Below are 24,285 nucleotides of genomic sequence, written 5' to 3'. Positions count from 1 at the left end.
GACGACCGGTTCACGCCGCGATCGCCTGTGTCTCCCCCTCGACACGCCGGAAGGCGGCGCTGACACTGCCCAGCGTCACGCCCCAGCGGCTCATGTGCGCCCGGTTGAGCAGCACCCCGTCGGGCAGCAGGATCAGGTGGTCGTCGAAGCGGACACGCCAGACCGAGGAGCGAACCTTCAGGTCCATGGCATAGCGCCACCGGAAATGGTTGCCCATCACACGGCCGCGGGCGACGCCGACCACGTCGGTCGCCCGCCCCTCGTAAACGCCGTCGGCCAGGGGCAGGATGGTCCAGTCGCGGCGCCCGGTCTCCCCGTCGTCGTAGCGGAAACTCTCAGCCAGCGACAGCACACGCCCGTCCCACCGGCCGTCGAGGTCGATGACGAACTGGCGGCGCAAGGTGCCGAACCGGTCCTCGAACAGACCCCAGCAGCGGGTCCGGCCGGCGAAGAACTCCTCCAGGCGCAGGGCCGGGGTCATGGCGGCCTCCCTCATGGGCGAACGAAACGGTAAAGGCCGACGTCGATGGTGCCGGCCCGGAACCCGCCCTCGCAGTAGGCGAGGTAATAGTCCCACATCCGGCGGAACCGCTCGTCGAAGCCGAGCCGGGCGATCTCCGGCCAGGCGGCGTGGAAGCGGCGGCGCCACTCCGCGCAGGTCTGTGCGTAGGACGCCCCGAAGGTCTCCTCCCGCTCCAGCACCAGCCCCGCCGCCATGGCCTGCTCCCGCAGGATGGCTGGCGAAGGCAACATGCCACCGGGGAAGACATGGCGCTGGATGAAGTCCGGGTTGCGGCGGTATCGGTCGAACAGCCGGTCGTCGATGGTGATGGCCTGCACCACCGCGCTCCCACCCGGCAGCAGCCGGTCGCACAGGGTGGCGAAGTAGCGCGGCCAGTGCTCCCGGCCGACCGCCTCGATCATCTCGATGGAGACGACACGGTCGTAACGGCCGTCCACGTCGCGGTAGTCCTGCAACCGCAGCTCCGCCCGCCCGGCCAGCCGTTCGCTCGCCCACGCGAGCTGCTCGCGCGACAGGGTGATGCCGGTCACCCAGGCGCCGCGGGCAGCCAGATGCGCCGCCAAGCCGCCCCAGCCGCAGCCGATCTCCAGCACCCTATGGCCGGGTGCCACATCCATGAGCTCGGCCACACGCGCAAGCTTCGCGTCCTGCGCCGCCTCCAGCGTCATCCCGTCGCGCGCGTAGAGGGCCGACGAGTAGGACATGCCGGGATCGAGCCACAGCCGATAGAAGGCGTTGCCGAGGTCGTAGTGGAAGGCGATGTTGCGGCGGCTGCCGGCGCGGGTGTTGGCGTGCGCCCGGTGATGGAGCCACCGCAGCCAGCGCGGCGGCGCCATGCCGCCGGCGCGCGTGCCCACCAGCGCCAGGTTCCGCGCCGCGAACTCCAGCAGCGCCGGCAGGTCCCGGCTGGTCCAGTGACCGTCCACATACGCCTCGCCGAAGGCCACCGGGCCGCCGAGGAACAGGCGCCGCGCCGCCGCCGGATCGGCCAGCGCGATGTCGGCCTCATGCCCCGCCTCCCCATCCGTGCCGCGGAAGGCGAAGCGCCGACCATCCGGCGTGGTGACCGTCAGCCGGCCGGAACGGGCCTCGGCCGCCAGGGCCAGGAAGCCGCCGACCCACAGGTCGCCGCTGATGCCGAAGCGCCGCCACCAGGGCGGGCGGGTGGCCCGGTCCAGCGTTGCGACGGCGGCGGTCTCGGTCATGGGGCGGCTCCTTCGGCCGACGATGGGACGATGGTGACGGGAACGGCGGGCGCCGGCGGGCGTGGGCGCAGGCGCAGGCCCTTGCGCCAGAGCCGCAGCGCTTCCCAGTGGATGCCGGCGACGACCTTCAGCGTCATCAGCGGGTGGCGCAGCACCGCGGCGAGCAGCGTGGAGTCGGTCAGAGGCTCGCGCTCCGCGGTCAGCGAGGCGTGCAGCAGGTCGCCTTCGGCACCGGTCTGGTGGATGCCGACCGACAGGCGCTCGCCCGGCGGCCGGATGCGGAAATGGTAGCGGGTGTCCATGCCCATGAAGGGGGAGACGTAGAAGCCCTTGCCGCAGCTCTGCCTCACCACCCCGTCCTCTCCCGTCGCGGCGGGGATCAGATAGCTGTGGCGCTGGCCGAAGGTGTTGTTCACCTCGTACAGGGTCGCCGCCAGCGTGCCGTCGGGGCGGTGGCAGAAATAGACGGTCAGCGGGTTGAAGACGAAGCCCCACAGCCGCGGAAAGGCCAGAACCCGCACCGGTCCGCCAGCGGCGATCCCGGCGGCGGCAAGCTGCCCCTCCACCCACGGCTTGAGCGGCCGGCCGTCGCCCGGCCCATGGTCGCGGTCGTGGAAGGAGATGGGAGCCGCGCGGTTGTGGCCGAACAGCCGGAGCCGCCGGTCGAGCTCGGGCAGCTCGTCCAGGTCGAGGAGAAGGCTGAACACCCGGTAGGCCAGCCGGTGGCGCACCGGGCGCAGCCGGCGGTGCACCACCAGACCGCGGTAGAGGGCCGACACAGCACCGTCCATCACGCCGCCACCTTCGGCCGTGCGGCGGTGCCGAAGCCGGGGCCGAGCTGGATGCGCCCGCTCTCGTCCGCGACCGTCCACGGCCGCCGCACCCCGCCCAGCGCCTCCGCCACGGCGAGGCCGGCCTGCAACCCGTCCTCGTGAAAGCCGGAACCGAACCACGCGCCGCAGAACCAGGTGTTGCGCACGCCCTGGAGACGCCACAGCTCCCCCTGCGCCATGTCCGTGCCGAGGTCGAAGACGGGATGGTCGTAGACCTCGCTACGCAGGACAGCGCCCTCGCGCGGCGGCCGGTGCGGGTTGAGGGTCACGAACAGGTCGTGGGATGGATCGAGGTGGGGTTGCAGCCGGTTCATCCAATAGGTGACGCAGACCGCATCCTCCGCCGCTGCCTGCCCCCTTCGGGCCAGATAGTTCCAGGCGGACCACGCCGCCCGCCGCCGCGGCATCAGATCGGGATCGCTGTGCAGGACCGCCAGATTGCGCTGGTAGCGGAAGGCGCCGAGCAGCCGGCGCTCCTCTCCGGAAGGATCGACCAGCAGAGACAGCGCCTGATCGGCGTGCGTCGCGATCACAGCATGGTCGAAGCTGCGCACGCCACCGGCCCGGTCCTCCACCAGCACGCGGCCGGCGTCGCGTCGGATCGCCCGCACCCCGCTGCCGCGGCGCAAGCGCCGATCGCCGAGGGTGCCGGTCAAAAGGCGCACATACTCCCGGCTGCCACCCTCGACCGTGCGCCACGCCGGCCGGTCACGCAATTGCAGCAACCCGTGATTGGTGCAGAAGCGGACGAAAGCCCGAGCCGACTGCAGCCGCATCGACTCGGCCGGGCCGGACCAGATGGCTGCGGCCATGGGCAGCAGATGGTCGCGCACGAAGGCGTCGGAATAGCCGCCGTGATCCAGCAATTCGCCCAGCGTCATCGGATCGGAGCCGGCCGCCGCCACCGTCCGCGGCGCCTCCCGGTAGAAACGCAGAATGCCGGCCACCATCCTCCAGAACCGCGGCCGCAGCAGGTTGCGCCTCTGCGCGAACAGCCCGGCGAGCCCGCTGCCGGAGTATTCCAGCCGGCCGTCGTCGATGGACGCCGCGAAGGACATCACCGTCGGTCGTGTGACGACATCCAAATGCTGGAACAAAGCGACGAGGTTGGGGTAATTTCGTTCATTGTAGACGATGAATCCGGTATCAACCGGTCCCGCCGGACTGGAGACGGTGTTGGAGTGACCGCCGAACCGGTCGTCCTTCTCGAACAGGGTGACCCGATGCGTCCGCCCGAGCAGCCACGCCGCCGACAGGCCGGAAATGCCGGACCCGATCACGGCGATGTCGAGAACACCGGGTGGTCGGGAGAGGGAGTCGGGCATGGATGATCTTTTGGGCAATTTCGAAGCACCCCTGTTACGTGCGCCGAACCGGAGCGGATCACCTCCGGTGTGAGTGATCCGGCAACGGTTCGCCATCGTAGAGACCGGCATCGTGAAGTGCCGACAGCGCCGGAACATCGAGACACGGATGACCCCGACCCACCACCCGAGCGATGCCTTGTTGATATCCTACGCCTCCGGGAGTTTGGGAGCAGGGATGTCCATGGTCGTCGCATCCCATCTGACCCTGTGCCCGGACTGCCGCGGACGTGTGGCGACGGCGGAGGCGATGGGTGGTGCGCTGCTCGATTCCCTGGCGGCGGACGAGCTTGCCCCCGACGCGCTGGAACGCATGATGGCCAGGCTCGACGAGCCGGCACCGCCGCCCCGCCCCCGTCCGCCGGCACGCCGTGACGGGCTGGTGTTGCCGACCCCCCTCCTGGACGTCACCGGGCCGATCACCGACGGATCATGGCGCCGGCTCGCCCCCGGCATCCGGCAGATCGAGGTGGTGCCGCGCGACCGCCGTGGCGGTTCGGTGCGCCTGTTCCGCATCGCGCCCGGCAGCGTGATGCCCCACCACGGCCATCGCGGTATCGAGCTGACGCTGGTGCTGTCCGGCTCCTACACGGACGAGCTCGGGACTTTCGACCGCGGTGATTTCGCCGAGACCGACGGAGACACGCACCACCAGCCGGTTGCCGATGCGGGTGCGGAGTGCGTGTGCCTGATCGCCACCGAAGCGCCGCTGCGATTCCGCGACCTGATCCCCCGCCTCATGCAGCCGTTCTTCGGGATCTGATGTTCCGCATTTGATCACGTTTGCCGTTGCCCCCGCCCGGCCGGGATGTTAGGCAGACATCCGCATGCGAATCCGCGACACCCTCTCCCCCGCCGAAGCCCGCCGCATCGCGCTCGCCGCGCAGGGCTTCACCGAGCCTCGGCCGGACAGCCCGTGCGAGCGGCGTCACCTGCGCCGGCTGCTGGCGCGCATCGGGTTGTTGCAGATCGATTCGGTCAACGTTCTGGTGCGCTCGCACTATCTCCCGGCCTTTTCGCGGCTGGGCACCTACGCCCCGACCCTGCTGGAGGAGTCCGCCTGGGGTACCGGCAAGCGCGACCTGTTCGAATATTGGGGGCACGAGGCGTCGCTGATCCCGATCGCCATGCAGCCGCTGTTCCGCTGGCGCATGGCGCGCGCCGAGCGCGGCGAGGGCATCTACGGCGGCATTGCCCGGTTCGCGCGGGAACGCGCCGACTACATCGCCGCGGCCCTCGCCGAAGTGTCGGACCGCGGCCCCATGGGCGCGTCGGAATTCAGCCTTGCCGGCGCGTCGAGCGGCGGCTGGTGGGGATGGAGCGACGGCAAGATCGCGCTGGAATACCTGTTCTGGTGCGGCCGGGTGACGACCGCCGGGCGCCGCGGCTTCGAGCGGCTGTACGACCTTCCCGAACGCGTGCTGCCGCGCGCCGTGCTCGACAGCCCGACCCCACCGGAGGAGGAGGCGCACCGCGCCCTGACCCGCAGCGCCGCCCGCGCGCTGGGCATCGCCACCGAACGCGACCTGCGCGACTATTTCCGGCTCGACCCGGCCGACAGCAAGCGCGCCGTCGCGGCGCTGGTCGAGGCCGGGGAGTTGCTGCCGGTGACGGTCAAGGGCTGGGACCGGCCGGCCTATCTGCACCCCGACGCCCGTTGCCCGCGCCGGGTGGAGGCCGCCGCCCTGCTCTCCCCCTTCGACTCGCTGGTGTGGGAGCGCGACCGGACGGAGCGCATCTTCGGCTTCCGCTACCGGCTGGAGATCTACACCCCCGCCCACAAGCGGGAGCACGGCTATTACGTGCTGCCCTTCCTGCTGGGCGACCGCCTCGTCGCCCGCGTCGACCTGAAGTCCGACCGCGCCGGCGGTGCCCTTCTGGTCCACGCCGCCCATGGGGAGGCGGGGATGGACCCCGCCGTCGTGGCGCCGCCCCTGGCGGAGGAGTTGCGGCGGCTGGCCGGCTGGCTGGGGCTGGAACGCGTCGCCATCGGCGACCGGGGCGATCTGGCGGCGGCGTTGCGGTCGGACACATAAAGCCCCTCCCCCGCCCAGCCAGGGAGGGAGTCAGGTGAGCTTCCCCGCCTCCTCCCGCAGCACGAACTTCTGGATCTTACCCGTCGAGGTCTTCGGCAGGGGGCCGAAGACCACCGTGCGGGGGGCCTTGAAGTGGGCCATGTTGGCGCGGCAGAAGGCGATGATGTCGGCCTCCGTCACCGCCTCCTCCGACCCCGGCTTCAGGGTGACGAAGGCGCAGGGCGTCTCGCCCCACTTCTCGTCGGGACGGGCGACCACGGCGGCCTCCATCACGTGGGGATGGCGGTACAGCACCTCCTCCACCTCCAGACTGGCCACATTCTCGCCGCCGGTGATGATGATGTCCTTGGCCCGGTCCTTGATCTCCACATAGCCGTCCGGATGCATCACGGCGAGGTCGCCGGTGTGCAGCCAGCCGTCGCGCAGCGTCTCCTCCGTCGCCTTCGGGTTCTTCAGATAGCCCTTCATCACCGTGTTGCTGCGCAGGGCGAGCTCGCCGATGGTGGAGCCGTCGGCGGGCACAGGTTCGCCGGTGGCTGTGTCGAGCACGGTCTGGGCGGCCACGGTCACGTGGTTGACGCCCTGGCGGGCCATCAGCACCGCACGCTCCTCCAGCGGCAGCGCCCCCCACTCCTCCTGCCACGCGCAGATGGCCGAGGGGCCGTAGCACTCGGTCATGCCGTAGAGGTGGGTGAGGCGGAAGCCCATCCGCTCCATGCCCTCGATCACCGCGCTCGGCGGTGCCGCCCCGCCCGTGGCCACCTGCACCGGGCCATGGTCGAAGGCGATCCTGGCCTCCGCCGGGGCGTGGATCAGCATGGTCAGCACCACGGGGGCGGCGCAGAGGTGGGTGACCTTGTGCTCGGCGATCGCGCGGAACACGGTGGCGGCGTCGAACTGGCGCAGGCAGACATGCCGCCCGCCCACCGACGTCACCGCCCAGGGGTAGGTCCAGCCGTTGCAGTGGAACATCGGCAGCGTCCACAGATAGACGCTCTCCGGGTTCAGGCCGAAGGTCAGCGCGTTGCCCACCGCGTTCAGGAAGGCGCCGCGGTGATGGTAGACGACGCCCTTGGGGTTGCCGGTGGTGCCCGACGTGTAGTTCAGCGACAGCGAGTCCCACTCGTCGGCCACGCCGGCGACCGGCAGCGAGAGGTCGGCGGCGGCCAGGAAGGATTCGTAGTCCAACGCGTCCGGCGGCTCGCCGATAGCGGCGGGATCGTCGATCCAGACGACGGCCGGCTTGTGCGTCATGCCCGCCAGCGCCTTGGCAGCCAGCGACGCGAAGCCGCGGTCGACCAGCAGCAGCCTGCTTTCCGCGTGCTGCAGGATGAAGGCCACCGCCGGCGCGTCCAGGCGCATGTTGATGGCGTTGAGCACGGCCCCGGCCAGCGGCACGCCGTAATGCGCCTCCAGCATCGCCGGGGTGTTCGGCGCCAGGATCGACACCACGTCGCCGCGTCCGATCCCCATCGCGGTCAGCGCCGCGGCCAACGCCCGCGCGCGGCGCCACAGCTCGCCATAGGTGACACGGCGGTCCCCGTGCACCACCGCGATCTTCCCGGGATAGACGGCACCGGCTCGGCGCAGGAAGTCCACCGGCGTCAGCGGCACATGGTTGGCGGCGCGTTTGTCGAGTGCGGTCTCGTCCACGGCGGTTCCTTCCCCTCGGTCTTCCGGGGATGGTACGGGGCATGCCCCGGTTCCGGCAAGACCAGGGCCGTCACGCGACGGACGTCGTTTCCGCAACCCCGGCCCGCGCCTCGGCGATGCAGCGACGCCACACGGACTCGTCCGACACATGGCGGGACAGCAGCAGGATCAGGCGGCTGTTCACCAGCAGGCTCTGTTCGGCATCCAGCCCGCGGTGCATGGCGACCAGCGCCTCGTACAGGTCGTCGTGGGTCATGCGGCGGCTCCCTGCGCGAGAGTATCGGCCACGCGCTCGCCACGAGCGCAGGCGCGGTCGAGTGCCGCGGCCACGACGGCAGCGTCGAAGCGCCGCCAGCGCGCCGCGACGTGCTGGTCGGGGCGGATCAGGTGGACGCAGCCGGGCGTCGCGGCGTAGCGACGGACCGCCAGCCCGTCCGTATCGACCAGAAGCTCCACCTCCGCGGCGAAACCCGCGGCGTCGGGCGCCACCACCAGCGTGCGCACACCCGGAAGGCGCGGCACATCAGCCGACCCCTCGGCGAAGACCAGCAGCGCGAAATCGCCGCCGAGCCGGTCGAGAAGCCAGGCCGGGCGGTCGTCGGCGGTGCAGACGGGCGCGTCCGGGCAGACGCTGCCGGGCGGCGCCCCTCCCACCCACGGTTCGGCGTCGGCGGTCTGGAGCGCGAAGCCGGCCAGCGAGCAGGGCAGCGACAGCCGGCCGGAATTGACGAAGCGCCGCACCTCCGGGTCGGTGCCGGCCAGCGACAGCACCGCGTCGCGCAGCGCCTTCGCCCCCGGCCCCTTCGGCGTGATGAAGTCAGTGGAGCGGGTGGAGTTGCGGATGTTCTCGTCCGCCCCGTGGATGCGCTCCTCGTCGTACGAGTCCAGCAGCCGTTCGGGCGCCTCGCCACGCACCACCATCGCGAGCTTCCAGACGAGGTTGTCGGCATCCTGGATGCCGCCGTTGCCGCCGCGCGCGCCGAAGGGAGAGACCTGATGCGCGCTGTCGCCGACGAAGATCACCCGGCCGTGCCGGAACCGCGCCAGCCGCCGGCACTGGAACGTGTAGACGCTGACCCACTCAAGCTCGAACCGCGCGTCCTCCCCCAGCATGGCTTTCAGGCGCGGGATGACACGCTCGGGCTGCTTCTCCGCCTCCGGATCGGCGCTCCAGCCCAGTTGCAGGTCGATGCGCCAGACATCGTCCGCCTGCCGGTGCAAGAGCGCGCTCTGCCCGGGGTGGAAGGGCGGGTCGAACCAGAACCAGCGCTCGGTCGGGAAACCGGCCTTCATCCGCACGTCGGCGATCAGGAATCGGTCCTCGAACACCTGACCCTCGAAAGACAGGCCCATCATCCGGCGCACCGGGCTGCGCGCGCCATCGCAGGCGAGCACCCAGTCGGCGTCGATGCGGCAGGTGCCGTCCGGAGTCTCCACCGTCAGCGTCACCCCGTCCGCAGCCGGCGCGATCCCCACCACCTTGTGGCGCCAGCGCAGCTCCACCGACGGCATCGAGGCGATGCGATCGATCAGATACTCCTCGACGTAATATTGCTGGAGGTTGATGAAGGCCGGGTGCTTGTGCCCCTCCTCCGGCAACAGGTCGAAGCCATAGACCAGCCGGTCCTGGTGGAAGACCTTGCCGACCTTCCAGGTGATGCCCTTCGCCTCCATCGGTGCGGCGACGCCGAGCCGGTCGAGGATCTCGAGCGTGCGCTTCGACCAGCAGATGGCCCGGCTGCCCACCGACACCGTGTCGTCGTCGTCCAGCAGCAGCACGGGAATCCCGCGCTGCCCGAGGTCGATGGCAGCCGCCAGCCCCACCGGCCCCGCGCCGACCACCACCACCGGGCGCCGCGTGCCCGTCCCGTCCAGCTCCGGCGGGCGGCGGTACGGCAGGGTCACGCGCGGGGCGTCGGTCATGGCGGGTCCTCCGGTGGTTTCTTGGTTGGGTCGTCGGGGTGGGGGTCCGGACGCGCAAACGTCGTCAGTCGTTCAGCGCCGCCCACATCTCCACGTCGCGCTCGGCGGTCCAGATGCGGGGGTGGGTGATGCCGCTCATCTCGTCGAAGCAGCGGCTGACGTTGAAGGGCATGCAGTGCTGGAAGATCACCCAGTGCCCGTAGGCCGGCGACAGCCGCTCCATCGCCATGGCGTACACCCGTTTCAGGTCGTGCCCGGCGGCCACCCCCTCCTTCACCACGGCGGTGAGGTCGGTCAGGAAGGCGCGGGTCTGCGCCACCCCCTCGCCGATCTGGGCGGCGCTGGTCAACGCCTCGCCACGGCCGGGCACCATCTTGTCGGCGCCGAAGGGCAGCAGCCGGTCGAGCGTGGACGGCCAGTCGGTGAAGTAGGCGTCGCCGCAATAGGGAGTGGCGCCGTACTCCACCAGGTCGCCGGAGAACAGCACCTTCTCCTTGGGCAGCCAGACGACGCTGTCGCCCTTGGTGTGGCCACGGCCGGCGTGCACGATGTGCACCTCCCGTTTGCCCATCCACACGACCATGCGGTCGTGGAACACGATGCTGGGCCAGGTGAGGCCGGGGATGCTGGAGACGTCCTTGAACAGGCGCGGAAAGCGCTGGATCTCCGACGCCATGTCCTGGGCGCCGCGCTCCTTGATCAGGTCGTAGGTCTCGTCGCTGGCGATCACCTCGTCGGCGCCATAGCCCGAAGCCCCCAGCACGCGCACGGCGTGGTAGTGGGTCAGCACGACGTGGCGGACGGGTTTGTCGGTCACCGTGCGCACGTGGCGCATCAGGTCCCCGGCCATGGCCGGGGTGGCGCGCGCGTCGATCACCATCACCCCGTCGTCGCCGACGATGACGCCCGAATTCGGATCGCCTTGTGCGGTCAGGCAATAGACGCCGTCGGCCAGCTCGGTGAAGGTCTCGGTCTTCTCGTCCAGATCGGCCTGGGAGGCGAACGCCTTGGCCATGTCTCACTCCCTCTTCGTATGGATTCAGGCGCCCGCGTACGGGACGACCGTCTGCTCGATGGCGCCGAAAACGCTGGCGCCATCCGTCCCGAACATCTCGATCCGCACCCGGTCACCGTAGCGCAGGAAGGGCGTGGCGGGCGCGCCCTTCAGGATCGTCTCCACCGTGCGCAGCTCGGCGAGGCAGGAATAGCCGACCCCGCCCTCGTCAATCGGGCGGCCGGGCCCGCCGTCCAGCTTGTTGGACACGGTGCCGGAGCCGATGATCGCCCCGGCGCCCAGATGCCGGGTCTTCGCCGCGTGGGCGATCAGCGTCGGGAAATCGAAGGTCATGTCGGTGCCGGCGTCCGGCTTTCCGAACAGCCGGCCGTTGATGTGCGACACCAGCGGCCGGTGCACCCGCCCGCCGTCCCACGCGTCCCCCAACTCGTCCGGCGTGACCGCGACGGGGGAGAAGGCGGTCGCGGGCTTGGACTGGAAGAAGCCGAAGCCCTTCGCCAGCTCGTTGGGGATCAGCCCCCGCAAGGACACGTCGTTGACCAGCATCAGCAGCCGTATGTGCGCCCCCGCCCGCTCCGGCGTGACGGCCATCGGGACGTCGCCGGTGATCACCGCGACCTCCGCCTCCAGGTCGATGCCGTGCGCCTCCGAGATGGCCTCGATGGGATCGCACGGCCCCAGGAAGGCGTCGGAGCCGCCCTGGTACATCAGCGGGTCGGTCCAGAAGGAGGGCGGCATCTCCGCCCCCCGCGCGCGCCGCACCAGCTCCACATGGTTGACGTAGGCCGAACCGTCCGCCCACTGGTAGGCTCGCGGCAGCGGTGCGGCGCAGGCCGCCGGGTCGAAGGCGAAGGCTCCCTCGGTCCGTCCCATCTCCAGATCGGCCGAAAGGTCGCGCAGCCGCGGCGCCACCGTCTCCCAGTCGTCCAGCGCGGCCTGGAACGTACGCGCGATTCCGGTGGCGCGTACGGCGCGGGACAGGTCGCGGGAGACCACGCACAAGGTCCCGTCGCGCCCGCCCTCCTTCAAGGTCGCCAGTTTCATTGCCGTCTCCGAACCCCTGTTTCCTTGGTCACTCGGCCGCTTTCGCCACCGGCGTCTTCCAGCTATCGACGTAGCCACCCCATTCGACGGATGCCGCACCGGCGCCGACCTCAAGCGCGTCGCGTGTATCGACCATCACCGCGTACTCGTCGGTGGCCGGCTTGCGCGGCGTGAAGGCGGCCTGCAAAGCCTTCGGGTGCGGCCCATGCGTGAAGCCGCAGGGGTGGAAGGTCATCATCCCCGGATGGATGTTGTCGCGGCTGAAGAAGTCGCCGGCGTGGTAGAACAGCACTTCGTCGTAGTCGTCGTTGTTGTGGTAGAAGGGCACCTTCAACGCCCCCGGATCGCTCTCGAACGGGCGCGGGCAGAAGGTGCAGATGACGAAGCGGTCGGCGACGAAGGTGGTGTGCGCGCTGGGCGGCAGGTGGTAACGGTGGCTCATCAGTGGCCGTATGTCCTCCACATTGAGGCGTACGGGGGCAAGGTCGCCCTTCCACCCCACCGCGTCCAGCGGGTTGAACGGGTAGGTCACCGTGCTGATGGCGTTGCGGCGCTTAATCTCCAGCCGCCACTCCCGCTCGTCCTGCTGGGCGCGGAAGGCGTCGTCGATGGCGGGCACGTCCAGCACCGCCGGGTCGAAGATCGCGTGCGGACCCAGCATGCCCTTGTCCGGCAAACGGTAGGTGGAGCCGGTCGCCTCGATCAACAGCGCCATCACCGGCTCGTCGCACTCCACCCGCCACATGGTGGAGCGCGGCAGGACGATGTAGTCGCCGGCGCGGAACTCGAGATGCCCGTAATCGCAGAACAGGTGGCCGCGGCCGGTGTGGACGAACAGCAGCTCGTCGCCGTCGCCGTTGCGCGCCAGCCGCTCCATCCGCTTCGGCGCACGCCACAGCCGCATCCGCACATGGGCGTTGTGCAGCACGTCCGGCGCGTCCCACGGCGAGTCCTGCTCCCCGGCGAGCCGCGTCAGGTCGAAGGCGCGCGGCTTCAGAGGGCCGTCCCAGTCGGTCCAGCCGGTGGGCGGGTGGCGGTGGTACATGTGGCTGGCCGGGCCGAAGAAGCCCTCCTTGCCCATTTCCCGCTCATAGGTGTTGGCGGGCAGGTCGGCATGCGCCTGGCGCGTCGCCTGGCCTTCCACCCTGGGGAACGCGATGTATTGCTTCACCCTCTCCTCCCTTCGGCGCGGCGGCCCATGGCGTGGCAACACCGGGAGCCACGGCGCCGCGCATATCCGTTGACACCCAGTATCGTTTCAAACGAAACTATTTGCAAGCGTGATGAGTGACGGCATGACGATCAACAACACCGACGACCGGAACGACGAACCATCGGAGCTGGAGCTTTCCCGCTTCCTGCCCTACCGCCTGTCGGTGGTCAGCAACCTGGTATCGCGGGCCTTCGCCCGGCGCTACGAGACGGCGTTCGGGCTGAGCATCCCGGAATGGCGTGTGATGGCAGTGCTCGGCCGTTATGCCCCCGCCTCCTCCGCCGACATCTGCCAGCGCACAGCCATGGACAAGGCCAAGGTCAGCCGCGCCGTCACCCGGCTGGTCGCCGCCGGTTATGTCACCCGCAAGGACAACCCCATCGACCAGCGCCAGAACGTGCTTGGGCTGACGCGCGATGGGCGCCGCATCTACCGCCAGATCGTGCCGCTGGCTTTCGCCACAGAGCGCGAGGTGCTGGAGGGCCTGAACGCCGAGGAGGTGGCACAGCTCGACCAGCTCCTCACCAAGCTGCACGCCCGCGCCGCCACCCTCGCACCCGGCGAGGGTGGGGACGCGCCGGATTGACGGGGTTGCGGCGGGGAGAGTGCCGCACACCCATGGTCCGCTCCACGAACAAACCGGCTTGACAATCGTTTCGTCTGAAACGATACGATTGGTCCGCGGTCACGCCGAATGGGAGTGGACGCGAAGGACATCCCGAACCGGGGCATGAGGGGAGAGAGACGACCATGACCACGACCCTGTCGCGGCGCACGCTGATCCGCGCCGCCGGTGCCGGCGTCGCCATCGGGGCGGCCGGCACCGCGTGGCCGCGCCGCGCCGCGGCGGCGACCACGCTGACCTTCTCCTCCTGGCTGCCGCCGCGGCACCCGGTCGTCGTCAACGCCTTCGAGCCGTGGGCCGAGGACGTCAAGAAGGCGACCGACGGGCGCGTCTCCATCCGCATCTTCCCCAAGCCGCTGGGCGGGGCGCCGGCGCATTTCGACATGGCGCGCGACGGGGTGGCCGACATCACCTACGGCCTGCACAGCTTCACCCCCGGCGACCGCTTCCTGCTGAGCCGGCTGGCTGAATTCTCCTTCCTCGGCAACGACGCCGCCGACCTGTCGGTGGCCTACTGGAAGCAGTTCCAGGCGAAGCTCGACAAGGCCAAGCTGCACGAGGGGGTGCACACGCTGGGCGTCTTCACCCATGGCCCCGGCGTCATCCACAACAACCTTCGTCCGATCCGCACGGCGGCGGATTTGAAGGGGCTGCGGCTGCGGGTGCCCGGCGGCTATGTCAGCGACCTGATGAACAAGCTCGGCGCCTCCCCCCTGCTGGCCCCGTCGCCGGAGGTGTACGAGATCCTGTCCAAGAAGGTGATCGACGGCGTGACCTTCACGCTGGAGGCGGTCACCGCTTTCAAGCTGACCGACCATCTGAAGCACACCACCACCGTCCCCGGCGGCATCTACAACACCTCCTGGTTCTTCGTGATGAACCAGGGCAAGTGGAACGCGCTGGAGGACCGCGACAAGCAGGCCATCGCCGACCTGTCCGGCGAGGCCTTCGCCCGGCGCGTCGGCAAGGCGTGGATCGACGCCGACAACGCCGCGCTGGAGAAGATCAAGGCCGCCGGGATCGAGGTCATCCAGGCCGATCCGGCCTTCGTGAAGGATCTCGTCGTCCAGACCTCCGCTCTGGAGGAGGATTGGGCGAAGCTGGCCGACGGGCGCGGCGTGGACGGCCGTGCCGCGCTGAAGGAAATCCGCGCCGCGACCGGCATTGCACTGCCGTCATGACCGTGCAGGTCCACCCGGACGAAGAACGCCGCGTCGCCCCGCCGGCCCCCCTGCCCGCCCCCGGCCCCATGATCGGCCGCATCGTCGGGCGGGCGCTGGGGCTGGCCGCAGCGGCCCTGCTTGGCGGCATGGTGCTGGTGATCACCGGCGACGTGGTGGGCCGGACCCTGTTCGGGCTGCCGATCCCCGGCACCTACGAGCTGATGTCGATGATGCTGGCCTCCCTGATCTTCATCGGGCTGCCGCTGGCGACGGAGCGCGACGAGCACGTGGTGGTCGACCTGGTCGACCACCTGCTGCCGCGCGTGGTGTTGCGTGGGCTGGGGCTGGTGGTGACGCTGCTGTCGGCCGTGGCTTTGGCCGGCCTCGCCTGGGCGATGGCGCGGCAGGGGATGGACCAGCTCGCCGCCGGCGGCACCACCAGCCAGCTCCGCCTGCCGCTGGCCCCCGTGGCCTTCCTGATGAGCGGCGCCAGCCTGCTGTCCGCTCTGGCGCTGTTGGCGCGCGTGGCGCGGCGCTGAAGGGAAAGAGGACCCTGTCATGACCGAATCCCTGATCGGCGTCGGCGCGCTGTTCACGCTGATCCTGATGCGCATGCCCATCGGCGTGGCCATGGGCCTGGTGGGTGTCGTCGGCTTCGCGCTGCTGGTGGACTGGGGCCCGGCCCTTGCCATGCTGGGGCAGAACACCTTCGACGCCGGCTTCTCCTACACCCTGTCGGTGCTTCCGCTGTTCATCGTGATGGGCAATCTCGTCACCCGCGCCGGCATCTCCGGCGAGCTGTTCCAGGCCGCGCACGCCTTCCTGGGGCACCGGCGCGGCGGGCTGGCGATGGCGTCGGTGGCGGCCTGCGGCGGCTTCTCGGCGGTCTGCGGCTCGTCGCTGGCGACGGCGGCCACCATGTCCAAGGTCGCCATGCCGCCGATGCGGCGCTACGGTTACGCCGACAGCCTCGCCGCCGGGTCCATCGCCGCGGGTGGAACGCTGGGCATCCTGATCCCGCCGTCGGTGATCATGGTGATCTACGGGCTGCTGACGCAGGCCGACATCGGCAAGCTGTTCATCGCCGGCATCCTGCCGGGCGTCCTGGGGATCGCGCTCTACATCGCCGCGGTGGCCGTCGCGACCTGGCTGAAACCGGAGCTGGGCCCGCCGGCCGAGCCCATGCCGTGGGGCGAGCGGCTGCGCGCGCTGAAGGGCGTGTCAGGCATGCTGGTCCTTTTCGCGGTGATCATGGGCGGCATCTACGGTGGCATCTTCACCCCGACCGAGGCCGCGGGCATCGGCGCCTTCGTGGCCTTCCTGATGGCGTGGCTGCGCGGGCGGCTCACCGGGCCGGTGCTGCTGGAGCTGCTGGTGGACAGCGCGCGCACCACGGCGATGCTGTTCCTGGTGATCATCGGCGCCCTGCTCTTCGCCAACTTCGTCACCTTCGCCGGCTTCGCCGACGCGCTGAAGGACTGGGTGCAGGGGCTGGCACTGCCGCCGATGGCGGTGCTGCTGGCGATCATCGCCATCTACATCCTGCTCGGCTGCGTTCTGGAAAGCCTGTCGATGATCCTGCTGACAGTGCCGATCTTCTACCCCATCGTCACCGACCTGGATTTCGGCATGGACCCGGAGATGGTGCTGATCTGGTTCGCGGTCATCGTGGTGGTCGTGACCGAGATCAGCCTGATCACTCCGCCGGTGGGGATGAACGTGTTCGTGCTGCGCGGGGTGCTGCGCGACGTGCCGCTCTCCACCATCTTCCGTGGCGTGACGCCGTTCCTGATCTCGGACGTGATCCGGCTGGCGCTGCTGATCCTGTTCCCGTCCGTTTCCCTGTTGCTGCCGTCCCTGATGTGAGGCGGGTGCCATGAAGCTCTACGATTATTACCGGTCCTCCGCCGCCTACCGCGTGCGCATCGCGCTGAACCTGAAGGGGATCGCGGCGGAGCGGGCCTTCGTGCACCTCCGGCATGGCGAGCACACGCAGCCCGCCTACGCCGCCGTCAATCCGCAGAAGTTCGTGCCCACGTTGGAGGACGGCGCCCACCGGCTGACCCAGTCGGTCGCCATCCTGGAGTATCTGGAGGAAACCCACCCCGCGCCGCCGCTGCTGCCGGGAGATGCGGCGGGTCGGGCGCGGGTGCGGGCCCTGGCCCAGGTCATCGCCTGCGACATCCACCCGCTGAACAACCTGCGCGTCCTGCGCCATCTCGGCACGGCGCTGGGGCTGGACGAGGCAGCGCGCAACGGCTGGTACCGGCACTGGATCGCGGAGGGGTTCGCGGCGCTGGAGGCGATGCTGGCCGGCCACCCCGCGACCGGGCACCTGTGCCATGGCGACAAGCCGACGCTGGCCGACCTCTGCCTCGTGCCGCAGGTCTACAACGCCGAGCGCTTCGCCTGCGACCTCTCCCCCTACCCCACCATCCGCCGCATCGCGGAAGCGGCTCGTCGGATCCCGGCCTTTGCCGACGCTGCACCGGAGAAGCAGCCGGACGCGGAGTAGACGCGCCGCGTCACCCCGTGGCCTCCTCCGTTCCCACACGCACGCGGTTGCGGCCGGAGCGCTTGGCGTCGTAGAGCGCACGGTCGGCGCGCATCAGCGTCGCCTCGATCGACTCGTCGGTCGGCCGGCATTCCGCCACGCCGATGCTGACGGTGAAGCGGGCCACGCCGCTGCCCACGTCCACCGGGCTGTCGGCCAGACGCTGGCGCAGCCGCTCGGCCACCTCGACCCCGCCCTGCATCTCGGTTTCCGGCAGCAGCACCGCGAACTCCTCGCCACCCAGCCGACCGATCAGGTCGGCGGAGCGCAGGCTGTCGCGGCAGATCAAAGCGAAGGCGACCAGCACCAGGTCGCCCGCCGCGTGGCCGAGCCCGTCGTTGATCACCTTGAAGAAATCGATGTCGAGCATCAGCAGCGCCGCCGGCCGGTGGTAACGGCGCAGGCGTTGGAGCTCGACCGCCGCCGCCTCCAGGAAATGGCGGCGGTTGGCGACGCCGGTGAGCGGATCGGTGGTGGCGAGCCGGCGCAGCTCCTCCTCCGTGCGCTTGCGCTCGGAAATGTCGCGCAGCACCGCGGTGAAGAGACGGCCGCCGGGATGATCGACCTTGGAGATGGCGACCTCCGCCGGGAACTCGGTGCCATCGCTGCGGCGCGCCAGAAGCTCCGGCCGGTTGCCCATCATGCGCGCGGGGTCGGAGGCTTGGCCGAAGCCACGCACCATGTCGGCGTGCATGCCGCGCAGCCGTTCGGGCATCAGCATCTCCACAGGCCGGCCCAGCACCTCCTCCGCCCGGTAGCCGAAGGTGCGTTCGGCGGCCGGGTTGAACAGCGTCATCCGGCTGTCCTCGTCCATGACGATGATCGCGTCATGGGCGAGGTCGATGATGGCCTGGAGCCGCTGCTTGGCCAGCCGCAGCTCCTCCTCCATGCGCTTGCGGGCGACGGCGTGCTGGATGGAGCGCCACATCAGGGCGCCGTCGGCGTTGCCCTTGACCAGATAATCCTGGGTGCCGGCCTCCACCGCGCGCATGGCGAAGTCCTCGTCGTCGAAGCCGGTCAGGACGATCACCGCGATGTCCGGCGCCGCCTCGTGGATCTTGCGGATGGTGTCGAAGCCGAAGCTGTCGGGCAGCGACAAATCGAGCAGCACGACGTCGCAGGCATTCTCCTTCAACCACGCCTGCGCCTCCGCCATGGAGGCGCAGCGGCGCAGCCGGCACCGCTCCCAGTAAGGGCGCAGTTCCAGATCGACCAGACGCGCATCGGCCGGATCATCTTCAACCAAAAGGATAGACAGCGGAGAGGCCCTGTTCATGGCGAGGATACCCTTTCCTCCCCCTCACCCGCGCGGCAGCCGCACGACCGAGAACCAATAGCTTTCGATCCCGCGGATCACGGCGCAGAATTCATCCACGTCCATGGGCTTGGTCACGAAGCTGTTGGCACCGAGCGCATAGCTGGCGGCGATGTCGCGGTCGACATCCGACGTGGTCAGCACGACCACCGGTATGGTCTTCAGATCGGGGTCGCCCTTCATGGACCGCAGCACCTGCCGCCCGTCCATGCGCGGCATGTTGAGGTCCAGCAGCACCAGGTCGGGACGCGGCGCGGTGGTGAATTCCGGCGCCTTGCGGCGCAGGAAATCCAGCGCCTCGACCCCGTCGCGCACGTGGTGGACGACCGAAACCACCGCCGCCTCCCGGAGCGCGATCTGGGCCAGCCGCGCGTCAGCGGGATCGTCCTCGATCAGAAGGATCTGGAAGGCGGACGTTGCGGCGTTCATGCGGAACCTCGGCCTTGGGATCTCGGAAGGTGAAGGGTGAAGGTGCTGCCGACACCGGGCTCGGAGCTGAGAGCAATCCGCCCACCCAGCCTTTCCGCCATCTTGCGGGCGATGGCAAGCCCCATGCCGGTGCCCGAATCCCCGTCGCGCGGCTGCAGCCGCTTGAACACATCGAAGATCTGATCGGCGAAGCGCGGATCGATGCCGACACCGTTGTCGGTGACGCCGATCAGTGCCTCGTCGCCCTCCACCCGCCCGGTCACCCGCACCTCCGGCGGCCGGTCGGGATGGCCGTACTGAAGGGCGTTCGACAGCAGCACGGTCAGCATCTCCTTGAGACGGCGCTTGTCGGCCAGCACCGCCGGCAGCGGTTCGACCACGACCGTGGCCCGCATGCGCCGCTCGAGCTCGCCCAGTCCTTCGCGCACCTCGGCCATCACCTCGTCGGCGGCGATCGGTCCTGCGGGCAGCGGGATCTTCTCCTCCGACAGGAAGAGCTGGACGTCGCGCAGCAGCGCCTTCAGACGGCGCGCCGCGTCAACGGAATGCTGCACGTAGGAGCGCGCCTCCTCATCGAGCTGGTCGCCCAGCCGCTTCGCCAGAAGCTGGGTGAAGCTGGAGACGGCGCGCAGCGGCTCCTGCAGGTCGTGCGCCGCCACATAGGCGAAACGCTCCAGCTCGTCGGCGCGGCGGTCGGCCAGAAGCCGGGCGTCGGTCAGTTCCGCGGTGCGCTGCTCCACCAGCCGCTCCAGAGCACCGCGCCGCTCCACCAGCAGGAAGGCCACCAGCTCGACCAGCAGCGCGAAGGCCGCGAGGATCATGACGAAACGCGGATAGTCGTCGCTGCCGGTCACGGCGGCCGGCCAACCGCCCCTGGGAATCGCGGCGATCTGCCATTCGCCGTCCGGCATGCGGATGCGGTCGATGATCGGTTCGGCGGCGAACAGCGCGGGATTCCCCGCCACCAGCCGGCCCTCGTGGTCACGCAACGCGTATTGCAGGGTGTCGGAGGCGCCCAGCCGCGCCTCGTCGAACAGCCGTTCGAGGTCGAAGACCATGCCGACGGCACCCCAGGGCTCGCCGCGCTGGAACACGATGTCGCGGGCGATCACCCCCACCCCGCCCTGGAGCAGTCCGATCGGCGCGTGCACCGTGACGTCGCCCGTGCGGATCGCCCGCTGCACCGTCTCCGCGAAGCCCGGGCGCGGGTCCTTCAGCAGATCATTGCCCAGCGCCCGTTCGTTGCCGGCGACCGGGTAGACCATCCGCACCACGAAGTCCGGCGACACCGAGATGTTGCGGATTCCGGACGTGGCTTCGTTGAGCAGCGTGGCGAAGGCGGCGAACTCGTCCGGGGCGACCGTACCGTCGGCCCTGCCGATCTGCACGGAGACGAAGGCGGTCAGCCCGCGCACCAGGGCGATCCGTTCGTTCAGCGCGTTCGACAGCGCGCTGGCGGAGGATGCCGCCGTCACCGCCACCGCCGCACGCCGTTCCGCAAGCGCCTGGCGCATGTAGACGCCGTGGCCCCACACGGACAGTCCGGCCAGCAGCAGCGTCACCACGGCCATCGTGGTGAGTGTCCGGCGGTGGCGGCACCACCGGCCGGACCAGGGACCTGCGTCGGCCGGGCCGGTCATGCGGCGATCACGTCCCGGCGCGGCAGCGTGAAGACGAAGCGGCTGCCCGCCTCGGGTGCCGCATCGACCCAGATGCGCCCGCCGTGACGCTCGACGATCTTGCGGCAGACCGCCAGCCCGATCCCCGTCCCGTCGAAGGCCTCGCGCGAATGGAGGCGCTGGAAGATGCCGAACACCCGCTCGCGGTGTTCCGGCGCGATGCCGATGCCGTTGTCGGTGACGGCGAAGGTCCAGGCGCCGTCGGTCTCCGCGACGGTCAGGGTCACCCGCGGCGGCCGGTCCGGGGCGTGGTACTTGACCGCGTTGCCGATCAGGTTCTGGAGCAGCCGGACCAGTTCGTTCTCGTCGCCATCGACCGTGGGAAGACCGGAGCCGATCGTCACCTCCGCTCCGGATTCGGCGATCGCGATCTCCAGGTTGCCGACGGCGCGCCGGGCGATCTCGCCGAGCGCCACCGGGCGCGACGGCGCCGAGCGCCGCCCGACGCGGGAATACTCCAGCAGGTCGACGATCAGCCGGTCCATGCGCTGGGCACCGTCGCGCGCGAAGCCGATGAACTCCCGCCCCTCCGCGTCCAGCGTCGGCCCTAGGCGGCGTTCCAGCAGACCGAGGTAGGAGTTGACCACCCGCAGCGGCTGGCGCAGATCGTGGGAGGCGACGTAGGCGAAGGCCTCCAGCTCGCCGTTCGAGCGTTCCAGCTCCGCCGTCTTGCTGCGCAGGGTGAGTTCGGCGGCCTTGCGGGTGGTGATGTCATCGACGATCCACACGCAGCCCAGCTCCGGCCGCCCACGATCGACCATGCAGCCGGTGAGCGCGCACCAGAAGCTCGCCCCGTCGCTACGGCGGAGCTGGCGTTCGCCATGGAAGACGCCGCCCTCCTGGATCACCGGATAGGCGGCGGCGCCCAGCTCCTGGAACTCCGCCTCGTTGCGGTAGATCAGGCGGGCGGAGTGGCCGAGGAAGGTGCTGGGCGCCAGCCCGAAGAGCGAGCAGAAGCGCTCGTTCACCTGCTCGAACCGGCGTTCGCAGTCGAGGATGGCGATGCCCATCGGGGTGCTGGCGAGGATCGCCTGCTGCCGCGCCATCGAGGTGCGCAGCGCCTCCTCCGCCGTGCGGAGCGGCGTTATGTCGGCCATCGAGCCGATCAGTTCCGTGGGATGCCCGGCCTCGTCCCGCACCAGGAAGACCTTGTCAATCACCCAGATCCAGTCGCCGCGCGCGGTGCGGAACCGGTAGGAATGCTCCAGCGCGTCCTTCCGGTCGAGCAAGGCCAGCGCCGTCATCGCGCCGGGACGGTCGTCGGGGTGGATGCGGTCGGCCCACCAGTCGGGATTGGCCGTCGCCTCCTCCGGCGTGTAGCCCATCTCCCGGAGACCGGCGCTGATGAAGGTGGTCGTGTAGGGCGGGCACGGCTCGGCGGCGTAGATGACGGAGGGGCTGGCGTTCAGCAGGAAGTCCAGCCGGGTCCGCAGCCGGTCGGTCTCCTCGCGCAGCAGGCGCTCGTTGGTGATGTCCAGGATGATGCCGTTGAACAGCATGCCGCCGTTGGTCGGCATCGGCTTGGCGAGGCCCTTCCACCAGCGCATCGAGCCGTCCTTCAGCAGCAGACGGCCCTCGAACTCCCAGTCGATGCCGTGCTCCGTGGCGATCCGCAGGGACCGGCGCCACAGCTCGCGGTCGTCGGGGTGGATGGTGAAATAGTCGCAGTCGCGTTCGAGATCGGTGGGTTCCAGCCCGAACATCTCCCGCGCCTGGGGACTGACCCAGGTGAAGCCGTAGATGTCATCCTCCAGCTCCGCCCACTGGTAAACCATGCCGGGGACGGTGGCGACCAGATCGCGGAAGCGTTTCTCGTTGGCGCGCACACGCTCGTCCGCACGCCGGCGCTGCTCGATCTCGCGGCGCAGCGCCTCGGTCTGCTGGGCGACCATCGCCTCCGCCCCACGGCGGACGCGGTCGTTGGTCTGCAGCCGCAGCACCAGCGCGGCGAGCGCCGCGGCCACGCCCGCGGCGGCCAGCCCGCTGGTCAGGTAGAGCGCGGGAAAGTCGCGGTAGGACGGCAGCAGCGGTGGCGGCGTGTTGATCAGCCGGCTGCCATCGGGCAGCCGCGCCCCGTCCAGGCCGAAGCGGGCGAGCTGCCCATGGTCGAACATGTACGCCTTGGGCCCGTCCAGCACCGGGCCCACGGCGTCCGGGCGTTCGCCGCCGAGCAGCCGGGACACCAGTTCCGCCGCCACCTTTCCCTGTTCATGCCCCAGCAGAACCCGGCCACCCAGCAGCCCGGCGCCAAGCTGGTAGGCCCACAGGCCATAGACCGGCGCACCGCTGGCCCGCGCCACAGCCCGCGTGCTTTCCGCATCGCCCGGGACCAGCCCCGCCTCGTCGTGGCCGAGGGACAGCAACAGCACCGCGTCAGTGGCCGTCAGATTGGACAGGCGGCGCAGCAGATCGGGGTGGCCCAACGCCTCCCAGGCCTCCACCGCCAACCCCTCGAACGCGCCGGTTCCCTCGGCAACGGCGAAGGCGCGGCCAAGGCCCCGGCCGATGCCGATGTGCGGCTCTTCGTTGACCACCACGACCCGTCGCAGGCCCGGTTGGAGCAGTCGGGCCGCCTCCACCGTGCCGCGGATGTCCACATCGGCGACCACCCCGGTCAGCCAGCCCTGGCCACCGTGAACGGCGGGGTCGAAGAAGGTGGCACCCTGGAACACGGCGTTCGCCCGTGGGAACAGCCGGTCGTGCTGCGCCACCAGGAAGCGCACGGCGTCCTCGTCCATGGCGACCACGACCTGGGGCGGGCGGGCCGCGTATTTGCGCTCCATCATCAGGGCGAGCGCGTCGAGATGCCGCCCGTCCGGCAGCCGGCGCATGTCCATGAACTCGACGATCACGTCCACCCGGTCGCCGAGCGCGCCGCGCAGGCCGCGGATCTGCGCCTCCGTCCAGCGATCGTCCTCGCTGTACGAGGCGAGCGCCAGCACCGTCGGAGTCGCCGCGGCGAGCGCTGGGCACGAGACCACGGCCGCCAGCAGCAGCGGGATCAGACCGCGAAGAAAAGGACGGACCATGCACGACGCCTTCGACGACAGCGCGACCGGGTCAGGGCCGCGCGACCGCTCACCGTCTCCGCCCGATCCCCGCATCGCCCCGCGCCATCGATGGCCCGGTAGGGCGTTCTACGGCGGAATCCATGCCCCCGTTCATGCGCCACAGTGACGCGGCATGGTTTATTCCGGCGGGATGATTTCGCGCGACGGGCGGGTCATGTAGGCCAGACCATCGCCATAGGTGGCAAGCTTTACCTCCAGATCCCGGTCGTACGCAACCGGTGCGAAGCCATGCCGCAGCCAATAGGGGCGCGCCGACGGCGTGGCGATGAGCGCCAGCACGGCCAATCCGTTGCCCACCGCCACGGCGCGGATCCGTTCGAACGCCGCCTCGCCCAGGCGCCGTCCCTGCACGGCGGGGAGGATCGCCACATCGTGGAGGTACAGGCAGTCCGCCCCCGCCGGCAGCGCCCCCAGCAGCGTGTCGAGCCCCGGCGGCTCGCCGGTCACCGCCGGGTGGGTCACGGCGTAGCCGACCACGGCGTCGTCGGCCACCGCGACCAGGCAGCCGGCCGGGAACAGGGCCTGACGCTCCGCGAACACCTCCCGCCGCTCGGGGTAGGAGGGGTGGACCACCGCGGCGATCCCCATCACCGCATCAAGGTCGCCCGCCGCCATCGGCCGCCATCCCATCGTCATCCTC

22 protein-coding genes are annotated in these 24,285 nt (G+C 70.2%); 7 read left to right on the top strand and 15 right to left on the bottom strand.

Going from position 1 to position 24,285, the window contains the following annotated elements; all coding sequences use genetic code 11:
- Positions 1-10: 10 nt before the first annotated feature.
- Genes HL658_RS03380 through HL658_RS03365 form a run of 4 tightly spaced genes read right to left on the bottom strand, consistent with a single transcriptional unit; the run spans position 11 to position 3,886 of the window.
- On the bottom strand, positions 11-481 hold the full coding sequence (locus tag HL658_RS03380) for a DUF3833 family protein (RefSeq protein ID WP_246337255.1): 471 nt from the start codon (positions 479-481) through the stop codon (positions 11-13).
- 11 nt (positions 482-492) lie between these two features.
- Positions 493-1,728 (bottom strand): SAM-dependent methyltransferase, encoded by a 1,236-nt coding sequence (locus HL658_RS03375; RefSeq protein ID WP_180280455.1) that lies wholly within the window; start codon positions 1,726-1,728, stop codon positions 493-495.
- Complete coding sequence (locus HL658_RS03370) at positions 1,725-2,519, bottom strand: DUF1365 domain-containing protein (RefSeq protein WP_180280814.1); 795 nt, start codon at positions 2,517-2,519, stop codon at positions 1,725-1,727. Before HL658_RS03370 ends, HL658_RS03375 begins: the two co-directional genes overlap by 4 nt.
- Positions 2,519-3,886 carry an NAD(P)/FAD-dependent oxidoreductase gene (locus tag HL658_RS03365; RefSeq protein WP_180280454.1) on the bottom strand — a complete coding sequence of 456 codons (1,368 nt, stop codon included), beginning with the start codon at positions 3,884-3,886 and terminating at the stop codon, positions 2,519-2,521. Before HL658_RS03365 ends, HL658_RS03370 begins: the two co-directional genes overlap by 1 nt.
- Before the next feature lie 148 nt (positions 3,887-4,034).
- Between HL658_RS03365 and HL658_RS03360 the strand changes: the two genes are divergently transcribed.
- On the top strand, positions 4,035-4,688 hold the full coding sequence (locus HL658_RS03360) for a ChrR family anti-sigma-E factor (protein WP_180280453.1): 654 nt from the start codon (positions 4,035-4,037) through the stop codon (positions 4,686-4,688).
- Positions 4,689-4,752: 64 nt separating this feature from the next.
- On the top strand, positions 4,753-5,961 hold the full coding sequence (locus HL658_RS03355; RefSeq protein ID WP_196242059.1) for a winged helix-turn-helix domain-containing protein: 1,209 nt from the start codon (positions 4,753-4,755) through the stop codon (positions 5,959-5,961).
- Between the two features lie 30 nt (positions 5,962-5,991).
- Here the strand turns inward: HL658_RS03355 and HL658_RS03350 are convergent, their stop codons facing one another.
- The 6 genes from HL658_RS03350 to HL658_RS03325 form a co-directional block, all read right to left on the bottom strand.
- Positions 5,992-7,614, bottom strand: coding sequence for a long-chain-fatty-acid--CoA ligase (locus HL658_RS03350; protein WP_343054990.1), 1,623 nt, complete (start codon positions 7,612-7,614; stop codon positions 5,992-5,994).
- Positions 7,615-7,684: 70 nt separating this feature from the next.
- Complete coding sequence (locus HL658_RS03345; protein WP_180280451.1) at positions 7,685-7,870, bottom strand: DUF2783 domain-containing protein; 186 nt, start codon at positions 7,868-7,870, stop codon at positions 7,685-7,687.
- Positions 7,867-9,537, bottom strand: coding sequence for an FAD-dependent oxidoreductase (locus tag HL658_RS03340; protein ID WP_180280450.1), 1,671 nt, complete (start codon positions 9,535-9,537; stop codon positions 7,867-7,869). The genes HL658_RS03345 and HL658_RS03340 overlap by 4 nt, the downstream gene beginning before the upstream one ends.
- Positions 9,538-9,601: 64 nt before the next feature.
- Positions 9,602-10,552, bottom strand: coding sequence for an MBL fold metallo-hydrolase (locus HL658_RS03335; protein ID WP_180280449.1), 951 nt, complete (start codon positions 10,550-10,552; stop codon positions 9,602-9,604).
- A 24-nt stretch (positions 10,553-10,576) separates the two neighbouring features.
- Complete coding sequence (locus HL658_RS03330; RefSeq protein WP_180280448.1) at positions 10,577-11,596, bottom strand: fumarylacetoacetate hydrolase family protein; 1,020 nt, start codon at positions 11,594-11,596, stop codon at positions 10,577-10,579.
- 28 nt (positions 11,597-11,624) lie between these two features.
- The gene (locus tag HL658_RS03325; protein WP_343054989.1) at positions 11,625-12,767 is read right to left on the bottom strand and encodes a homogentisate 1,2-dioxygenase; all 1,143 of its coding nucleotides are present in this window, start codon (positions 12,765-12,767) and stop codon (positions 11,625-11,627) included.
- A gap of 124 nt (positions 12,768-12,891) precedes the next feature.
- Here HL658_RS03325 and HL658_RS03320 point away from each other — a divergent pair, with 124 nt between their 5' ends.
- The 5 genes from HL658_RS03320 to maiA all read left to right on the top strand — a co-directional run bounded on the left by HL658_RS03320 (position 12,892) and on the right by maiA (position 17,112).
- Positions 12,892-13,395, top strand: coding sequence for a MarR family winged helix-turn-helix transcriptional regulator (locus tag HL658_RS03320; protein WP_180280447.1), 504 nt, complete (start codon positions 12,892-12,894; stop codon positions 13,393-13,395).
- A gap of 164 nt (positions 13,396-13,559) precedes the next feature.
- Positions 13,560-14,615, top strand: coding sequence for a TRAP transporter substrate-binding protein (locus HL658_RS03315; protein ID WP_180280446.1), 1,056 nt, complete (start codon positions 13,560-13,562; stop codon positions 14,613-14,615).
- Complete coding sequence (locus HL658_RS03310) at positions 14,612-15,136, top strand: TRAP transporter small permease (RefSeq protein ID WP_180280445.1); 525 nt, start codon at positions 14,612-14,614, stop codon at positions 15,134-15,136. The genes HL658_RS03315 and HL658_RS03310 overlap by 4 nt, the downstream gene beginning before the upstream one ends.
- Positions 15,137-15,155: 19 nt before the next feature.
- Positions 15,156-16,463: a TRAP transporter large permease gene (locus tag HL658_RS03305; RefSeq protein ID WP_180280444.1), complete on the top strand. Its 1,308-nt coding sequence runs from the start codon at positions 15,156-15,158 to the stop codon at positions 16,461-16,463.
- Between the two features lie 10 nt (positions 16,464-16,473).
- Entirely contained in the window at positions 16,474-17,112 is a 639-nt protein-coding gene (gene maiA / locus HL658_RS03300; protein ID WP_180280443.1) for a maleylacetoacetate isomerase, read from the top strand.
- 10 nt (positions 17,113-17,122) lie between these two features.
- Here maiA and HL658_RS03295 read toward each other — a convergent pair whose 3' ends face one another.
- The 5 genes from HL658_RS03295 to HL658_RS03275 form a co-directional block, all read right to left on the bottom strand.
- Positions 17,123-18,427, bottom strand: a complete 1,305-nt coding sequence (locus tag HL658_RS03295; RefSeq protein WP_180280442.1) for a GGDEF domain-containing response regulator — start codon at positions 18,425-18,427, stop codon at positions 17,123-17,125.
- A gap of 24 nt (positions 18,428-18,451) precedes the next feature.
- Complete coding sequence (locus HL658_RS03290; protein ID WP_180280441.1) at positions 18,452-18,895, bottom strand: response regulator; 444 nt, start codon at positions 18,893-18,895, stop codon at positions 18,452-18,454.
- Positions 18,892-20,535 (bottom strand): sensor histidine kinase, encoded by a 1,644-nt coding sequence (locus tag HL658_RS03285; protein WP_180280440.1) that lies wholly within the window; start codon positions 20,533-20,535, stop codon positions 18,892-18,894. Before HL658_RS03285 ends, HL658_RS03290 begins: the two co-directional genes overlap by 4 nt.
- Positions 20,532-23,603 (bottom strand): PAS domain-containing protein, encoded by a 3,072-nt coding sequence (locus tag HL658_RS03280; RefSeq protein ID WP_180280439.1) that lies wholly within the window; start codon positions 23,601-23,603, stop codon positions 20,532-20,534. Before HL658_RS03280 ends, HL658_RS03285 begins: the two co-directional genes overlap by 4 nt.
- Positions 23,604-23,762: 159 nt before the next feature.
- Entirely contained in the window at positions 23,763-24,281 is a 519-nt protein-coding gene (locus HL658_RS03275) for a GNAT family N-acetyltransferase (protein WP_180280438.1), read from the bottom strand.
- Positions 24,282-24,285: the final 4 nt, after the last annotated feature.

It is taken from the genome of Azospirillum oleiclasticum, from assembly GCF_013423485.1.
GTDB lineage: Bacteria > Pseudomonadota > Alphaproteobacteria > Azospirillales > Azospirillaceae > Azospirillum > Azospirillum oleiclasticum.
Note: the sequence above shows the minus strand (reverse complement) of the source record. Positions and strands in the feature narration are given on the sequence as shown.

Excerpts from the sequence above, each read along its gene's own strand:
- HL658_RS03305 (WP_180280444.1), top strand. The coding sequence starts at position 15,156 with ATGACCGAATCCCTGATCGGCGTCGGCGCGCTGTTCACGCTGATCCTG.
- HL658_RS03285 (WP_180280440.1), bottom strand. The coding sequence starts at position 20,535 with ATGACCGGCCCGGCCGACGCAGGTCCCTGGTCCGGCCGGTGGTGCCGC.
- HL658_RS03380 (WP_246337255.1), bottom strand. The coding sequence starts at position 481 with ATGACCCCGGCCCTGCGCCTGGAGGAGTTCTTCGCCGGCCGGACCCGC.
- HL658_RS03335 (WP_180280449.1), bottom strand. The coding sequence starts at position 10,552 with ATGGCCAAGGCGTTCGCCTCCCAGGCCGATCTGGACGAGAAGACCGAG.
- maiA (WP_180280443.1), top strand. The coding sequence starts at position 16,474 with ATGAAGCTCTACGATTATTACCGGTCCTCCGCCGCCTACCGCGTGCGC.
- HL658_RS03320 (WP_180280447.1), top strand. The coding sequence starts at position 12,892 with ATGACGATCAACAACACCGACGACCGGAACGACGAACCATCGGAGCTG.
- HL658_RS03340 (WP_180280450.1), bottom strand. The coding sequence starts at position 9,537 with ATGACCGACGCCCCGCGCGTGACCCTGCCGTACCGCCGCCCGCCGGAG.
- HL658_RS03280 (WP_180280439.1), bottom strand. The coding sequence starts at position 23,603 with ATGGTCCGTCCTTTTCTTCGCGGTCTGATCCCGCTGCTGCTGGCGGCC.
- HL658_RS03330 (WP_180280448.1), bottom strand. The coding sequence starts at position 11,596 with ATGAAACTGGCGACCTTGAAGGAGGGCGGGCGCGACGGGACCTTGTGC.
- HL658_RS03275 (WP_180280438.1), bottom strand. The coding sequence starts at position 24,281 with ATGACGATGGGATGGCGGCCGATGGCGGCGGGCGACCTTGATGCGGTG.
- HL658_RS03310 (WP_180280445.1), top strand. The coding sequence starts at position 14,612 with ATGACCGTGCAGGTCCACCCGGACGAAGAACGCCGCGTCGCCCCGCCG.
- HL658_RS03295 (WP_180280442.1), bottom strand. The coding sequence starts at position 18,427 with ATGAACAGGGCCTCTCCGCTGTCTATCCTTTTGGTTGAAGATGATCCG.
- HL658_RS03315 (WP_180280446.1), top strand. The coding sequence starts at position 13,560 with ATGACCACGACCCTGTCGCGGCGCACGCTGATCCGCGCCGCCGGTGCC.
- HL658_RS03360 (WP_180280453.1), top strand. The coding sequence starts at position 4,035 with ATGACCCCGACCCACCACCCGAGCGATGCCTTGTTGATATCCTACGCC.
- HL658_RS03355 (WP_196242059.1), top strand. The coding sequence starts at position 4,753 with ATGCGAATCCGCGACACCCTCTCCCCCGCCGAAGCCCGCCGCATCGCG.
- HL658_RS03365 (WP_180280454.1), bottom strand. The coding sequence starts at position 3,886 with ATGCCCGACTCCCTCTCCCGACCACCCGGTGTTCTCGACATCGCCGTG.
- HL658_RS03370 (WP_180280814.1), bottom strand. The coding sequence starts at position 2,519 with ATGGACGGTGCTGTGTCGGCCCTCTACCGCGGTCTGGTGGTGCACCGC.
- HL658_RS03345 (WP_180280451.1), bottom strand. The coding sequence starts at position 7,870 with ATGACCCACGACGACCTGTACGAGGCGCTGGTCGCCATGCACCGCGGG.
- HL658_RS03375 (WP_180280455.1), bottom strand. The coding sequence starts at position 1,728 with ATGACCGAGACCGCCGCCGTCGCAACGCTGGACCGGGCCACCCGCCCG.
- HL658_RS03290 (WP_180280441.1), bottom strand. The coding sequence starts at position 18,895 with ATGAACGCCGCAACGTCCGCCTTCCAGATCCTTCTGATCGAGGACGAT.